Here is a 15,319-nt window from a genome sequence, read left to right on the forward strand (position 1 = left end):
TGATCTCGGAATAGGGAAATTGCATGATCCCGGTAATCCTTTCAGGCGGTTCAGGCTCTCGTCTGTGGCCCCTGTCACGTGCGCTGCATCCCAAGCAGTTTTTGAACATCAGCTCAGACCAGTCACTGTTCCAGACTACGCTGACTCGACTCACTCGAGTAATAGATGGTGAGGTTTGCCCAATCGTCGTGAGCAACGAAGAGCATCGCTTTCTTGTTGCTGAGCAGTGCAGAGCGCTAGGCGTCAAGCCCAGCGCGATCCTGCTCGAATCGGTTGGTCGCAACACGGCCCCGGCAATCGCGGCCGCCACACTGATGGCGCTGAACCTAGGTCGTGATGAGCTGTTGTTGGTGCTGCCCGCCGATCACGTAATCGATGACCTGGCCGCGTTGAAAGCGGCTATCGATCAGGGTGCCGTTCAGGCCGAGCGAGGTCAAATCGTGACGTTCGGCATCACACCTTCAAAGGCAGAGACTGGTTACGGATACATCAAGGTCAGCGAGAGGGGGGCCCATCCACAGCCTGCCGTTTCTTTTGTCGAGAAACCTGACCTCGAAACGGCTGAGCAGTACGTAGCAGACGGTCGCTATTATTGGAATAGCGGCATGTTTCTGTTCAAAGCAAGCGTAATGCTGGAAGAGCTCAGGTCGTATGCTCCAGAGGTTGTGAAGTACGTTGAAGCCTCTCTCCAAGGTGTTTCAGAAGATCTGGATTTTCAACGCCTGAGTCCTGAATTGTTTGAGCGCACCCCAAACATCTCCATCGACTATGCGGTCATGGAGAGGTCCGATAAGGTCACCGTGGTTCCTCTGGATGCCGGCTGGAATGACGTAGGCTCATGGTCGGCCGTATGGGAGATTGCACAAAAAGATGAATCTGGCAACGCCGGCAGAGGTGATGTCTTGTTTGAAGCGTGTACTAACACTTATGTACACGCCGAGAACAGGCTAGTCACAGTGCTTGGACTGCAAGACGCGGTCGTTGTTGAAACGGCAGATGCAGTGATGGTGGCGTCAAGGGAAAATGCCCAAGACGTTAAGACGCTAGTGGAGCGCCTCAAAAAGGATGCTCGAAATGAGGCCACGGCTCATCGAAAAGTCTACCGTCCTTGGGGAGCTTACGATTCAGTCGATGCAGGTGATCGGTATCAGGTCAAGCGGATCACGGTAGCGCCAGGACAAAAACTCTCTGTTCAAATGCACCATCACAGAGCCGAACACTGGATCGTCGTCACCGGTACCGCCAAGGTCACGCTTGATGGCACGGACATCTTACTGACGGAGAACCAGTCGACCTATATTCCTGTGGGCGTGGTTCATGCACTGGAAAACCCGGGCAAGATTCCGCTGGAAATGATCGAAGTCCAGTCGGGTTCCTATCTGGGCGAGGATGACATCGTGCGGTACTCAGACAGATACGGTCGTGTTGATTCGCACCCGAAAGAATCCTGAGGATGCCGATACTGCTGTCCTTGGACTGCAGCATCGGCTACAGGCCTGCGCGAAACAAGTCAATTACGCCTTAGAGTATCTATGAAAATCCTTATCCAGTGCGGCGATCACTTCGAAAACCAGAACAGGATCATGACCCTGGCGGCTTGCCTAAAGCACTACGGCTGCAGCCCGGTTGTTTTATTGTATTCGAAGAAGAAAGGACGGTATTTCGAGAACGAGGGAATTGCAACGATCGCGCTGGAAGCGCACATGCGCAACACGTCCGTGCCGCCGGATACGACAATCGAAAGCGTTCTGGAGCCGGGTATCACCTACAACGATGTCATGCAGCCTGAACAGCGCCGACGCCCTAGGGTTGGTTGGCCTGGCCAACGCAAACGCACTATCAGCGACATTGATCGGCATTACCGTGCGCTGCATTCAGTCATTGAAGCCGTCAAGCCTGAAAAAATTGTAGTGTGGAATGGCTTCACTGGCTACGTCGCCAACATTCTGCGGCTTATCACCGAAGCGCGTAAAATCCCAGCCGCCTTTCTAGAACGGGGACTTCTGAAGAACTCCTTGTTCATTGATCGATTAGGCGTGAACGGAGCGTCTTCGCTGAATGAGCTGAGCGGGGCACGGGTCGATGAAATCGTACTGGGCGATGCTGAACGCGCGCGGGTTGAGCAAACATTCGGCGTACCCTCGAGTAGACCCGAGGCGTCTTCGCGAGGACGGAACATCTTCTTCCCGCTTCAGGTTCAGCTCGACACCAATATCATTATGTATAGCTCGTACCGCTCAATGCGTGCGGCTTTTTTTGATATCTATGAAACGCTGAACGCACCAGATGCCCAGTTCCTGGTGCGCCCTCACCCGGAAGAGCTACCTGAAACGTTGCCGAATATCCCTCGCTACAAAAATGTCAAAACGTCAAGCGAGGGATCGCTGGAGCACTGGCTTGACTGGTCCGACACGGTAGTGACGATCAACAGTACGGTAGGCCTGGAAGCGCTGATCAAAGGCAAAAAAGTGATTTCGCTAGGTGCGTCAATATATTCCTCAGCCGGGATCACTTCAGGCTTGAAGTCCGATCTGAAACTGACCCCGTCCCAACTGCATGAGCGATTGATCAAATACTTGGCACACCTGTTAAGGTCCAATCTTCTGTTGCACGAGGGGGCGTTCAATCACTACGTGGTAGCCAGCCAGCTCGGTTTGGACGTAGCAACGTATCGTCCGGAGGCGGTACCTGTGCCGCAATCGGCGTTGACGGATGAAGTGATCATCCAAGTTGCAGTGCCGTTGACAGCAACACTTGATCTCACGTACCGAAAAAACAAAGTCAAGATTGACCAAGCCTGGATCAAAACTATCGCCATGAAGCATTGCGCTGCCAAGCGCTATACCATCATGCCGTATCAGAGCTCATCTCGTGCCGTGGGCGCAATCAAGGTCGTCGAGGAAGACAAGCTCAGCAAAGCAGATCCGCAATTTCTCAAAACCATTGATATTTATGGGAATCTCGTACGGTAATCAGCAATGAAAAAAATAGCTATATACGCCCCACATGCCGCCACCGTACAGATCGAAACGCTTGAAAAACTGGCTGACAGTGAGCCTGATAATTCGTTCTTCTACTACGGCAGAAAGACCAGCTCTACCCGGCTAATGCCTGTCAATGAGCTTGAAAAATTTCTCAATATCTGCGGCGATGCAGATGACCTCATCGTGCTCGGTGAGATCGACTACAAGATTGATGAGAAGATGATCAACAGCTTCTACGCTCATCGTCTAGGCAATATCTGGCACATGCTGCCCGACGGTGAGGTTAAACGTTATCGTCAGAACCCACGTCGCAAAGCTTCCGTACTACTGATCTTCCCGGGCCCTATTCTGCCGCTCACGCTTGGCTCTCACCAACGAGCGTTCAATCTCATCTTCAATCTCAGCAAGCAGGGTGTCGCAGTAGATCTTCTGATCACCGCGCCGACCAATGTACCGCAGGGACGATACAAAACCGCGCTTGAGACGTTCTGCAACACCGCGTATTTCTACAAAAACACAAAAAAGAAGCCGAATACACTACAGCAGGCCAAGAAGCTCGTTGAGCTGAAAGCGCGCAAAGCTCTTGGAAAATCCGGCGACCTTCCGGACCTGTTCTCCGAGCGCGCAACCTTCAGACCGACCGAATCCTGCAAGCGCTGGGCGAACTCACTGCATATGGCCAACCGCTACAAATCTGTCATCGTCTCGTATGCCTGGATGATGGATTCGGTTAAATACATCAAACATGATCGCGATAATTTCAGACTGATCTGTGATACACATGATGTACAGTTCACCCGCAACCAGCAAATTCTCAACCGGCGTGAGCGTTTATTCTTCAACGCCACCCGTGAACGACGCCGAGAGCTCAAGAAGCTAAGCATCTGTGATTCGGTGCTGGCGATTTCCGCCTCTGATGAAAAGATCCTCGAGGAGACGCTTCCCAAGTCAGTAAACGTAATCAAGGCTTCGTCTGGCTTCGACTACGCGCTGAGTCCAATCAAGCGACGACCTGCCGGGCAACCGCTATGCTTCGGTTTCATTGGTGGGCAGATGTCGGCGAACGTCAAGTCGCTTTTGTATATTCTTGAAGCGTGGTGGCCGGTGATCAAGGAGCACTCGCCTGACAGTAAGTTTTATATCGCGGGATCGGTATGCAATGCGCCGGCCATTCTGCCCAAGACCTTTTACGACGCCAACATCGAACCCTTGGGGTTTGTTGACAGCATTAGTGACTTTTACGACAAAATCGATGTGTCGCTCAACCCCGTCATCGTCCAAGGTGGGCTGAACTTTAAGAGTGTCGAAGCGGTTTTCGCCGGCAAGCACCTGTTTACAAACACTCTGGGGCAAGAGTGCTTGGGAAAAGACTTCCCGTCAGTCATCATCAAGGGTACTGAAGACATTCATAAATTCTTGAAGACGTTTGAGTTTGATATCAAGAAAGACGTGGGTGCTCGCACGCATAACCAGAACAAGGCAAAGAACCTTTTTTCCAACAAGGCAGTGTACCGAGAGCTGTTCAACTACTTTGCCAACCAGCACTGAAATTTTACTAGGATATTTTTATGATCAAACTCTCTGAAACCATTCAGTGCTCGAACGACTCACCGTTCGTTCTCTTCGGTGGTATCAACGTACTCGAATCGGCTGACCTAGCACTTACGGCGTGCGCCGAATACGTACGTGTGACCGAGAAACTCGGCATTCCCTACGTATTCAAGGCCAGCTTCGACAAGGCCAACCGCTCCTCCATTCACTCGTACCGCGGTCCAGGCATGGAAGAAGGCCTGCGTATTTTCGAGAAGGTTAAAGCTGAATTCGGCGTACCGATCATCACCGACGTCCACGAAATCCACCAATGCCAACCGGTTGCCGAAGTGGTCGACGTCCTGCAACTGCCAGCCTTCCTGGCGCGCCAGACTGACTTGGTCGTGGCGCTGGCCAAGACCGGCAAACCGGTCAACATCAAGAAGCCGCAGTTCCTCAGCCCTTCTCAAATGCAGAATATCGTGCACAAGTTCAAGGAAGCCGGTAACGACCAGCTGATCCTGTGTGATCGTGGCTCGTGCATGGGCTACGACAACTTGGTGGTCGACATGCTCGGTTTCGGCGTGATGAAGAACACCTGCGACAACCTGCCGATCATCTTCGATGTCACCCACGCCCTTCAAAACCGTGATCCCTCTGGCAAGGCTTCGGGCGGGCGTCGCGAGCAAGTTGTAGAGCTGGCTCGCGCGGGAATGGCAGTGGGTCTGGCCGGTTTGTTCTTAGAAGCCCACCCAAATCCAGATGCTGCGAAATGCGATGGTCCCAGTGCATTGCCTTTGGACAAACTCGAGCCTTTCCTTGGCCAAATCAAAGCCTTGGATGATTTGATCAAGTCGTTCTCTACCCTCGATATTCAATAAGCCTCGATGCGTTGACACTACCGGCTCGGATAGCTCAAAAGAGGTAGTTAGAGAGAGGGTCCATTGCGCCCCTCTCTTGGCCTTTTAAGGCTTCAATAGGACGATTCATGGGTCGACAGTCGAAATACAGCAATGGCTAAAGCACCATTAAGTAGTCATGACCAGCGGCTCATCAGGCTGTCGCGAATCGCCATACTCTAGTCTCGAGGCGTTGCTTATGCCCGGAGCACATCGAGCCCTTGATTCGTACTCGATAGACCGCCTACTGTGCCTGGCCCGTCCCTCTACATCTGCCACCCGGATCCTGCCTACATGAACAGTTTAGCTTCAGACCTTCAGCCACTCCTTTCAACTATCAAACTCGTGATTACCGACGTGGACGGCGTACTCACTGACGGCAGACTCTATTACGACGCCAATGGAGAATGCATTAAGTGCTTTCACGTCCGTGACGGGATGGGCATGCGCTTACTGGAAGAAAACGGTGTCAAAGTCGCCGTGGTGTCGGGTCGTGATTCAGCGGGGTTGCGCAGAAGAATTGCTGATTTGAATATCACCACATTCAAGCTCGGGGTGAAAGACAAGTTTGCAGCCTGCAGAGAGCTTATGATTCAGACAGGGATCCCCGCAGAGCATACGGCCTGCATCGGTGATGACTGTATTGATCTCCCTGCCTTTAAAGCTTGCTCTCTTTCTTTTGCAGTAGCTGATGCTCCAGATTACGTAAAAGCAGCAGCAACCGGCACCCTCTCTCTATCCGGTGGAGCGGGTGCGTTTCGTGAAGTTGCAGACGCCATTCTTTTTGCGCAGGGCAAGGGTGCGGTTATCACATCAGCGGAAGGCTACTCAACTGTCATGAGCAAAATGTCACAATGACTCGTTAGTCTTTTATCATTGAACCCACAGACCTAAGGTATTTCCCATGGCAATTATCGTATCAGACCAAGGATTGAATAATATCCTAGATATCCCGTCAGAAGCTAAAGGCAATATAGAAATTAGTATAAGCGGCAATAACAATCATGTAAAAATCCAAAACCTTCGACGCGTGGATAATCTAAAACTCACGATCCAAGGTGACAACGGAGTCTTCGAAATGGACCCATTTAGAATCGGGAGACTTTCTGTTCTCATCAAGAATGGCAGTTCGGTTACGATCGGCAGAGCTACCAGTATCGAAAGCGCTCAAATACTGGCCGATCACTCTACTCAAGTGCAGATTGGCGAGGACTGCATGATTTCCTACAACGTTCAAATGCGCACTACCGATGCACACGGGATCTACAGCCTGACTTCCGGTGAGCGTCTTAATCCTGCGGGCGACATCAAGATCGGTGAACATGTGTGGCTCGGACAAGGCGCTTTGATTTCCAAAGGAAGCGTCATCTCCAGAAATAGCGTCGTTGGCGCATCCTCTTTTGTACAAAATAAATCGTTCCCCCCCTCATGCGTTATTGCAGGCACTCCTGCATCACTGATTAAGAAAGGGGTGATCTGGGATCGACGAGAGGCTGACAAAGTCGAGTTCAGTGATGACAGCATGGACCCCCAGTTTGAAAGATGGTGGAACATCGCCCGTCTCGACGCCGAGCTCTGACCCTTAACCAGGTAGTCAGTTTAGGATGTGGTCATCGATTCGGTCGAATGACCACGCCCAATAACATCGATGACCGCTTGCGTTAGAGATCGTTCGACTAGGAACCCAATCCCCATTTCTCGATGATGACTTGCTCTAATCGCGCGAGATCAATCTCAATATCTTTTTGGTAAGGAATCGAGTCGCCGAAGCTTTCACACGTCAGTACATCATACCGGGCAGCTCCAGATATCAAGCCCAATGACCAGAAGACTTGCGTATATGCGTCCTTCGCCTGCATCTCCAGAAAGCATGCACCGGGTTGCGCGTAAATCACGTTCGCCAGCCCAGCTCCATGTGGCGCAATGACGAATCGAGCATGTCGGAAGACACTGGCTTGCTGTTTGAGCGTGAGATCACCAAGCCTGACAATGGAGAACTCGTATTTTTCAAGTAGCGCAATCAATTCGGTCTCATTGATAATCTGCCTGTTACCCTTGACCGCGTCTTTCCTGGATATATAGACACGTTCTGTAACACCCTCCACTCTCTCTTCCGAAGACATCAAACTTCTAAGCCACTCAATATGACCCAGAGAATGAACGGGATTGGAGAACAACGTGGGAACTATCGCATCTTCAATCAAGACAGGGCTGCTGCGCTGAATAAAGTGGCAATTTTTTCCCTTGCCGACTCCCAGCTTGAATAGCGTCTCCCATTGGAAGCGTTCGATCGGGCCATTGAACACCAGACCTTTGGCAATTGAAGAAAAGCGCGATCCGTTGAGCGCCGTGAATTTCGACAGCCAGTTGAACATCCAGTGATAAAAGTTCTGCTGACCACCAATGATTGCCGTAGGCTCACTGATGATGTGCGTGCAAGGTGCGTTAAGGTCTAACTCGCCCGATTCAATTCTCGCAATCATTCTATCGATATGATCATGAAGCATAGTATCGCGAAGAATCCAGCCCTCTTCGGTTACAATTAATCCATGGGATTTATAGAATCTGATGTTTTTCAAATGCGCCACGGTGAGTGAGCCATGTGAAAATGATGCAGCGAACCTGGTGCCGTGTTTTTCAACCAGCGGCTGAGCGCTGGAAACTTCGACGTCCTCGAAATCCGCACCCTTGTGCATTGCATACTCTCTGACTGTTAAAACCCGCACGCAGCGTCCTCGCATTTGGCTTGACATGAAATGAAATCAATATACATAGAGAATCGCACAAATACAATTTTCTGAGTTCCTGCCACCTCCCTGCGGCTTCTGGCGCCCTCTAGGCCTGCTAGGCCTGGGTGCGCTACGGCTTGCGGCTACCTTTCGGCGTTTTTCAAGGCGTGCCACAGATGAACGCCACCGGAGCTCGAGGGACATTTCGAAACACACTTACCTATAACATTCCTACTAACTACCGACCGACATGCATCACGCGGTTTAGTAGGGTAAATCGTATTTTGGGGAAATGATGTAAGTAAATTCGCCCAAGGTGCCTGGGGGCGAGAAACGTGGCATCGTGCTTCTGGGTAGCCCTGAGCTTGCGAAGACCTAACTTCGAGGCTAACCCACCTATAGCATTGACCAAGCGGGTAAGAAAGGAGCAAATGCCGATCTACTCTAGCGAATGATCCAGTTCGTTGCTCAGCGGATGATGGAGTTCGACGCCAAGGGCCTTTGCGGCGACAGCTGGTACGTTGAAAGCATCTACAGAGTCAACGGTCTCGACGAATACCGTGACCGCCTCTGGCAAACCTGCGCTGCCGTTGTCGATGCTAAGAACCCGAAACTGACCCTCGTGGCGGCTCTGTGAGGCACGGTCTTAGCCCTGAATGGTAACGCCGAAGCCAGCAACAGTGGCGCCTGATTGCAGCCCAAATGCGCGAAAATGCTCCAGGATCGCGGCGCTCATGAATCGTTGAGAAGACGAAGGATTCTGATCAACCCTATCACTTGGGCAAACATGACATACGGCCGGCCACGCCTCTACTGGCAGGCAACCAGAATCTTTTGAAGTGAATACCCATGCAGGAAGTGGCTGGGCGCTGCCTGAACAGACTCCGATTGGATTAGAGTGTGCTGGAGATAGCCTCGCATGCACACCGTTACAGCGTCGCCCCACACTGCTGACTTACTTACAATAGTCAAAAGCGGCTAGCGTTTTACAATGGGCGCCCTCAAGCGCTTTCGCTGTGCTGCTATCGGCCTTGGGCAGCCCTCATTCAAAACCCTTCCTGCAGAGCCTCACGGTCATTGCCTGACCCAATAAGAACAATGACCGTCGTCAGCCTCATCAAAACCGACGATTCAACCGATTTTGATGTAACTGGACAGCCTTCGACTGATCAGTCGATTCAGCGCGGCAATCTGGTCTTTGGTAAACATATCCAGTAAGTCGAAGTCATCGTTGATTCCTTCGAACGGTGATGTTTCACGCGCACTGTCAGCGCTCAGCTTTTCGAAGGAATTCGGTATCCGCGCGACGACCTGCGCCCAGTCGTCGCTTGCACCCGCCCAGTCTGATCCATGGCGATGGCGCATTTCCAACGGCCAGATACGAGGATCAAGCTTCGCCTCGTCCACTTTGTAAAGATGTGCGGTTGGACACGTCACAAACAAGAGCCTGAATGGAACATCAGGAAACTCTTTCTCGATAGCCTGGACGACATGATTCAATTCAGTTTCCTGAACAGCCGCATGATCTTTGGCATAAGGCCATGCGACCAGGGGCTCGGCATGCCCACCAAACCTGACGAAGGTCACGCACTGCCCTGAAGATCGGACTTTTGACGCCATCGACTTGTGCTTGTGCGTCAACTTACTCTTCGCCTCGTTCCTTCCTTCTTCAGTCCAGACCGATTCATTATTCTCATCCCGCTTGAACTCGTGATGATACAAAATTCCATAGGCATCACATATCAACGAATTCGACGGCTTGCTGAGGGAAAGCCCTTCGCAAAAATGATTTCCATCCGTTTCGATAATTTTAGAAACTGACTTTAGTGAAGAAACTGTCCAATCGAACGCACTCGAAACGAATCGCTCCCCAGTGTGATTCTTAAGTTGCTGAGCGACTTGGCACCAAGCGCCTAGACTGACATATAGCATTCGAGTGTCCTTGTGACCGCCAGATTTGGCTGGCAATGCCAGTTTACAAAGAGTGTATATGCAACTGCCTGAATTTTGCCTCAGTTGCTAATCCTAGGTCTAGCTTCATGCGCCTTGCTGGATCACCGAGTGAAAGCGACGTCCCATCAGAAAGCGAGGGTCTCTCACCCGCATGCTCACCCAGCGGTAAGGGGCCTTATCCATCCACGACGCACGCCGTCTGACTTTTTGAAAAAGATCAAACGCCGATAAACGGCACGCGGCCCCACCCGACAAGACCAGCCTTCCTTCGGTGAGTTGCTGGTTTCTGTCTGCTCACTGCTAAGCGCGCGTGGAACGTAATTAACCTCTATTGCCAAACTCCTACCCGCGCACCGCTCGATCAGCCCAAGTCGCGCTCCTACACTCGGTAAGTCAATCGAAGATCTCGACTACACCGACCACCATGCCTTGCGCGTCGGTTACCGCCAGTGCGCGAATTTTGTTATCGAGCATATAGGCTTCTGCTTCAGACAACTGCGAGTCTTCACGGATCGTGTGCGGACTTGCAGTCATGAACTGACTCACGTCGGAGTTGACGATCGTTTCATCGTCTAGCAATGCACGTCGCAGATCTCCATCGGTGACCACGCCCAGCAGCTTATTGTTATCCATCACGATCGCCATACCCAAACGGCTCCTGGTCATGACCAGCAGGCAATCGTGAAAAGTAGTAGCGGGAGTGACGACAGGCGCTGGCGAATGCATCACATCACAAACGCGCGTCAACAGCTTGCGCCCCAAACTACCGCCCGGATGGTAACGAGCAAAATCCATCGGCTTAAATTGAATCGCTTCAATCAGGGCGACGGCTAGTGCATCGCCCATTGCCATCGTGGCGAGGGTAGACGTCGTAGGCGCCAAGTTATTGGGACACACTTCACGTTCGACAGAGATGTCCAGCCAAATATCAGCGTGTTTGGCCAAGGTCGATTGACCATTACCGGTCATGGCAATGATCTTATTACCGAAGGATTTCAAACTTGGAATGAGCTTGATTAATTCGTCGGTTTCGCCGCTATAGCTAATCAGAATAAGCACGTCGATGGGCTTGAGCATGCCCAGATCGCCGTGGAAGGCTTCAGCGGGGTGCAAGAAGAAACTCGGCGTCCCCGTGGACGCGAAGGTGGCGACCATTTTCTTGCCGATCAAACCGGATTTACCCATGCCGCAAACTACAGCACGGCCCCGGCAGCCCAACAGCAGCTCGACTGCACTCTGGAATTCGCCATTGAGCCGATCTGCCAGAAGCGTGACCGCTTGCGCCTGTGCGATCAAGGCTTCTTTGGCAATATTGAGGTGATTCATGTTCTTCCCTGAGGACCTTCGAGGATTTTGCGAGGGCGCAGATAATAAAGTTTTTGTTTCACCGAGCAAAGCACAAGCGTTCAATTCGGACTGGTGGATCACGCTGCAGGCCCTCAGTTAGTCGACGCACGCCCACGCACACGACCATGCACCGGACAGCCAGAGCCTACGGTGCATAGTGCGCAGTGGAGCGGAGCGCGAGAATTGGAAAACGTCTGAACGGATTACCTTACGTCCGACATATTACGCCGGAGTGGTGGTATGACGACTCAGTTTTAATTAGGTTCCATTTTTTATCATCCGGGGTTGCGGTCACTGCAGTACCCGGCACTTCAGGATTGCCGTCCCGCAGCAGCTACGCCAAAATGCCGGCCATTCCCAGCATCACAGACCGTCAGGAGACCCTCGATGCCCAGCCGTCGTGAACGTGCCAATGCCATCCGCGCCCTCAGCATGGATGCCGTGCAAAAGGCCAACAGCGGCCACCCCGGGGCCCCGATGGGCATGGCGGATATCGCCGAAGTGCTGTGGCGTGACTACCTCAAGCACAACCCGAGCAACCCGCACTTCGCCGACCGTGACCGCTTCGTGCTGTCCAACGGCCATGGCTCGATGCTGATCTACTCGCTGCTGCACCTGACTGGTTACGACCTGTCCATCGACGACCTCAAAGGCTTCCGCCAACTGCACAGCCGCACCCCGGGTCACCCGGAGTTCGGCTACACCGCAGGCGTCGAGACTACCACCGGCCCGCTCGGTCAGGGCCTGGCCAACGCCGTCGGCTTCGCCATTGCCGAGAAAGTCATGGCCGGTCAGTTCAACCGTGAAGGCCACGACATCGTCGACCACCACACCTACGTGTTCCTCGGCGATGGCTGCATGATGGAAGGCGTTTCCCATGAAGTTGCCTCGCTGGCCGGCACCCTGGGCCTGAACAAGCTCATCGCCTTCTACGACGACAATGGCATCTCCATCGATGGCGAAGTGCACGGCTGGTTCACCGACGACACCCCGAAGCGCTTCGAAGCCTACAACTGGCAGGTGATCCGCAACGTCAACGGCCACGATGCCGACGAGATCAAGACCGCCATCGAGACCGCGCGCAAGAGCGACCGTCCGACCCTGATCTGCTGCAAGACCATCATCGGTTTCGGCTCGCCGAACAAGCAGGGCAAGGAAGAATCCCACGGCGCCGCCCTGGGTGCCGACGAGATCGTGTTGACCCGCAACGGCCTGAACTGGAGCCACGAAGCCTTCCAGATTCCTGCCGAGATCTACGCCGAGTGGGATGCCAAAGACGCCGGCGCCAAGGCCGAAGCCGAGTGGAACCAGCGCTTCGACGCCTATGCCCAGGCCCACCCTGAGCTGGCTGCCGAGTTCAAGCGCCGCAGCTCGGGCGAGTTGCCGGCCGACTTCGCCGAAAAAGCCGCCGCCTACGTGCAGCAAGTCGCCGAGAAGGGCGAGACCATCGCCAGTCGCAAGGCCAGCCAGAACACCTTGAACGCCTTCGGCCCGCTGCTGCCGGAACTGCTCGGCGGCTCGGCTGACCTGGCCGCCTCCAACCTGACCCTGTGGAAAGGTTGCAAGGGCGTCGAGGCTACCGATGCCAGCGGCAACTACCTGTTCTACGGCGTGCGCGAATTCGGCATGACCGCGATCATGAACGGCCTGGCCCTGCACGGCGGTCTGGTGCCGTACGGCGCGACCTTCCTGATGTTCATGGAATACGCACGCAACGCGGTGCGCATGTCGGCACTGATGAAGCAGCGGGTGATTCACGTCTACACCCACGACTCCATCGGCCTGGGCGAAGACGGCCCGACCCACCAGCCGATCGAGCAGCTGACCAGCCTGCGCACCACCCCCAACCTCGACACTTGGCGCCCGGCCGATGCCGTGGAGTCGGCGGTGTGCTGGCAGCAGGCGCTGCTGCGCAAGGACGGCCCGTCGGCGCTGATCTTCTCGCGGCAGAACCTGCAGCATCAGGCGCGCAGCGCCGAGCAGATCGCGCAGATCAGCCAGGGCGGCTACGTGCTGCGCGACTGCGCCGGCGAGCCGGAGCTGATCCTCATCGCCACCGGCTCGGAAGTCGGCCTGGCGGTGCAGGCTTTCGACGCCCTCAGCGCCCAGGGCCGCAAGGTTCGCGTGGTGTCGATGCCGTGCACCAGCGTGTTCGACGCCCAGGACGCCGCCTACAAGCAGTCGGTGCTGCCGGTGCAAGTCAGTGCGCGCATCGCCATCGAAGCGGCGCATGCCGACTACTGGTACAAGTACGTCGGCCTTGACGGGCGCATCATCGGCATGACCACCTACGGTGAGTCGGCCCCGGCCAGCGCACTGTTCGAGGCGTTCGGCTTCACCCTGGACAACGTGCTGGCGGTGGCTGAGGAGCTGCTGGAGGATTGAGGGCCGTGTGGACGGCGGCGCTGTCGTTTCCTGCTGAATCGGTGCGGGGCGCTGTTGGGGCGGCTTTGCCGACCATCGCGGGTAAACCCGCTCCTACAAGAAACGCGCCCTCTGTAGGAACGGTCGGCCGGCGCTCCGGTTTAGCCGCGATGGGCGGCAACGCCCTCCCAATTGAAACGCTGCCACCTCTTGCCAAGTCTGCGTGGGGCCCTGTTGGCCGTTCTCATTCACCGCCACGAAAAAGGACCGAATCGGCTCTGCCGGACTGGACGCCATGACCGCCCTTACCCTGTCGCTGGGCCGCAAAACCTTGTTCCGCTGGCACCGGCCCTCGCTCGACGACCGCCTGCGCGCATTGATGCCCCACTGGGGGGATTTGCCCCTGAGCATCAGTAGCGAAGACCTCGACTCCAACGCCTCGTTCGTCGACTACGTGCGCCACCACAAGGTCATCGACCCCCTGACCGGTGAGCCACTGGAACTGGTGGAAAAGTCGATTCGCAAAGTGCTGTTCATCGGCAGCCAGGAGGCGCGCTTTCACCGCGCCGCGGGGCTGCTGGACGGCAGTACGCAGTTTCGTCATCCGGCCTGCCTGGGGGTCATCGACACGCCCTGGGAAAGCCTGATCTTCACCACCTACCTGCGCGGCAAACCGCCGCGCATGCAGGCCATTGCCAAGCCGCTGGCGCTGGGCATCGCCGAGCAGGAACTGCTCAGTCACCGCTACCTGCAAGCCCAGGCCCGATCCCGCGCGCCGCTATTGTGGAGCATGGATTTCTACCGCCCCTGGTTCCTCTTGCGCCCCCGTTTCAACTTCGCCCGCTACCTGGGCGAACTGGAGCGACTGGGCCAGGACGACCCGCGCTTTGCCGGACTGGCCACCCGTTTCAAGGCCTTCGTGCCCAAGCTGCGCCGCATGGCCCGCCAGGCCAGACGTAGCCCACGCTGCATCTGCCACATGGACTACCTGCGCAAGAACCTGTTCCTGATCAAGCAGCAACTGCACCTGATCGACTGGAGCGAGGTCAAGGTCGGGCGTATCGGCTTCGACGGCGGCGCCTACCTGGGCAGCTTGTTCCGCCGCAAGGACATGAAGATGTTCCTCACTTCACAAAGCGAATTCATCGACGCCTACCGCGCCGCCCTGCCCCCTGAATTCGACTCCGAACAAGCGCTGCACAACCTGCGCTACATCTTCCTGCTGACCGCGCTGTATCACTGTCTGCGTCCGGAAACGGTCATCGAGCATCGCGAGAGCGACCGCATGACGTTGCTGCTGCAAAAGTATGAGTACCTGCTGACTCTGCGCGATTGATGCTTGATTTGTAACCAAATACGCGCAGATCCAGGGACCATCACAACATCCTGTAGGAATTTTCAGAAGCCCGCATCAGACCGCATGAATTTGTATTAGTATTCGCGGTCTGACCAGTTTCATATGACCCAGGGGCATCTCCCTCAGGTCACTTCCTTGAAGGGATAATTGCAGTAC

General features: G+C 54.6%; 12 protein-coding genes. 9 read left to right on the plus strand and 3 right to left on the minus strand.

Annotated elements, in window-relative coordinates:
* Window positions 1–23 precede the first annotated feature (23 nt).
* The 6 genes from LK03_RS20925 to LK03_RS20950 all read left to right on the plus strand — a co-directional run bounded on the left by LK03_RS20925 (window position 24) and on the right by LK03_RS20950 (window position 6,992).
* Window positions 24–1,451 carry a mannose-1-phosphate guanylyltransferase/mannose-6-phosphate isomerase gene (locus LK03_RS20925; RefSeq protein WP_038414439.1) on the plus strand — a complete coding sequence of 476 codons (1,428 nt, stop codon included), beginning with the start codon at window positions 24–26 and terminating at the stop codon, window positions 1,449–1,451.
* A gap of 81 nt (window positions 1,452–1,532) precedes the next feature.
* The gene (locus tag LK03_RS20930) at window positions 1,533–2,972 is read left to right on the plus strand and encodes a hypothetical protein (RefSeq protein WP_038414440.1); all 1,440 of its coding nucleotides are present in this window, start codon (window positions 1,533–1,535) and stop codon (window positions 2,970–2,972) included.
* Between the two features lie 6 nt (window positions 2,973–2,978).
* On the plus strand, window positions 2,979–4,532 hold the full coding sequence (locus LK03_RS20935) for a glycosyltransferase family 4 protein (protein ID WP_038414441.1): 1,554 nt from the start codon (window positions 2,979–2,981) through the stop codon (window positions 4,530–4,532).
* Window positions 4,533–4,552: 20 nt separating this feature from the next.
* On the plus strand, window positions 4,553–5,395 hold the full coding sequence (gene kdsA / locus LK03_RS20940; protein ID WP_038414442.1) for a 3-deoxy-8-phosphooctulonate synthase: 843 nt from the start codon (window positions 4,553–4,555) through the stop codon (window positions 5,393–5,395).
* Between the two features lie 312 nt (window positions 5,396–5,707).
* Window positions 5,708–6,271 carry a KdsC family phosphatase gene (locus tag LK03_RS20945; RefSeq protein ID WP_038414443.1) on the plus strand — a complete coding sequence of 188 codons (564 nt, stop codon included), beginning with the start codon at window positions 5,708–5,710 and terminating at the stop codon, window positions 6,269–6,271.
* A gap of 46 nt (window positions 6,272–6,317) precedes the next feature.
* A complete protein-coding gene (locus LK03_RS20950; RefSeq protein WP_156109554.1) occupies window positions 6,318–6,992 on the plus strand; it encodes an acyltransferase in 675 nt (224 codons plus the stop codon).
* A 97-nt stretch (window positions 6,993–7,089) separates the two neighbouring features.
* On the opposite strand, the gene LK03_RS20955 is transcribed toward LK03_RS20950, so the two are convergent.
* On the minus strand, window positions 7,090–8,109 hold the full coding sequence (locus tag LK03_RS20955; protein ID WP_038414445.1) for a glycosyltransferase family 61 protein: 1,020 nt from the start codon (window positions 8,107–8,109) through the stop codon (window positions 7,090–7,092).
* A 484-nt stretch (window positions 8,110–8,593) separates the two neighbouring features.
* Between LK03_RS20955 and LK03_RS20960 the strand changes: the two genes are divergently transcribed.
* Complete coding sequence (locus LK03_RS20960) at window positions 8,594–8,779, plus strand: hypothetical protein (protein WP_038414446.1); 186 nt, start codon at window positions 8,594–8,596, stop codon at window positions 8,777–8,779.
* 494 nt (window positions 8,780–9,273) lie between these two features.
* Here the strand turns inward: LK03_RS20960 and LK03_RS20965 are convergent, their stop codons facing one another.
* Window positions 9,274–10,074 (minus strand): DUF1796 family putative cysteine peptidase, encoded by an 801-nt coding sequence (locus LK03_RS20965; protein ID WP_038414447.1) that lies wholly within the window; start codon window positions 10,072–10,074, stop codon window positions 9,274–9,276.
* Between the two features lie 414 nt (window positions 10,075–10,488).
* Window positions 10,489–11,421: a KpsF/GutQ family sugar-phosphate isomerase gene (locus tag LK03_RS20970; RefSeq protein ID WP_038414448.1), complete on the minus strand. Its 933-nt coding sequence runs from the start codon at window positions 11,419–11,421 to the stop codon at window positions 10,489–10,491.
* Window positions 11,422–11,829: 408 nt separating this feature from the next.
* Between LK03_RS20970 and tkt the strand changes: the two genes are divergently transcribed.
* Both tkt and LK03_RS20980 read left to right on the plus strand, forming a co-directional pair.
* Window positions 11,830–13,827: a transketolase gene (gene tkt / locus LK03_RS20975; RefSeq protein WP_038414449.1), complete on the plus strand. Its 1,998-nt coding sequence runs from the start codon at window positions 11,830–11,832 to the stop codon at window positions 13,825–13,827.
* 274 nt (window positions 13,828–14,101) lie between these two features.
* Entirely contained in the window at window positions 14,102–15,142 is a 1,041-nt protein-coding gene (locus LK03_RS20980; protein ID WP_205621221.1) for a phosphotransferase family protein, read from the plus strand.
* The last annotated feature ends 177 nt before the right edge of the window (window positions 15,143–15,319 follow it).

Origin of the sequence: Pseudomonas cremoricolorata, assembly GCF_000759535.1 — a bacterium.
Lineage (GTDB): Bacteria > Pseudomonadota > Gammaproteobacteria > Pseudomonadales > Pseudomonadaceae > Aquipseudomonas > Aquipseudomonas cremoricolorata_A.

Coding starts and splice junctions, on each gene's coding strand:
- LK03_RS20955 (WP_038414445.1), bottom strand. CDS start 8,109: ATGCACAAGGGTGCGGATTTCGAGGACGTCGAAGTTTCCAGCGCTCAG.
- LK03_RS20945 (WP_038414443.1), top strand. CDS start 5,708: ATGAACAGTTTAGCTTCAGACCTTCAGCCACTCCTTTCAACTATCAAA.
- LK03_RS20970 (WP_038414448.1), bottom strand. CDS start 11,421: ATGAATCACCTCAATATTGCCAAAGAAGCCTTGATCGCACAGGCGCAA.
- LK03_RS20935 (WP_038414441.1), top strand. CDS start 2,979: ATGAAAAAAATAGCTATATACGCCCCACATGCCGCCACCGTACAGATC.
- LK03_RS20960 (WP_038414446.1), top strand. CDS start 8,594: ATGATCCAGTTCGTTGCTCAGCGGATGATGGAGTTCGACGCCAAGGGC.
- LK03_RS20950 (WP_156109554.1), top strand. CDS start 6,318: ATGGCAATTATCGTATCAGACCAAGGATTGAATAATATCCTAGATATC.
- LK03_RS20980 (WP_205621221.1), top strand. CDS start 14,102: ATGACCGCCCTTACCCTGTCGCTGGGCCGCAAAACCTTGTTCCGCTGG.
- LK03_RS20925 (WP_038414439.1), top strand. CDS start 24: ATGATCCCGGTAATCCTTTCAGGCGGTTCAGGCTCTCGTCTGTGGCCC.
- LK03_RS20930 (WP_038414440.1), top strand. CDS start 1,533: ATGAAAATCCTTATCCAGTGCGGCGATCACTTCGAAAACCAGAACAGG.
- LK03_RS20965 (WP_038414447.1), bottom strand. CDS start 10,074: ATGCTATATGTCAGTCTAGGCGCTTGGTGCCAAGTCGCTCAGCAACTT.
- tkt (WP_038414449.1), top strand. CDS start 11,830: ATGCCCAGCCGTCGTGAACGTGCCAATGCCATCCGCGCCCTCAGCATG.
- kdsA (WP_038414442.1), top strand. CDS start 4,553: ATGATCAAACTCTCTGAAACCATTCAGTGCTCGAACGACTCACCGTTC.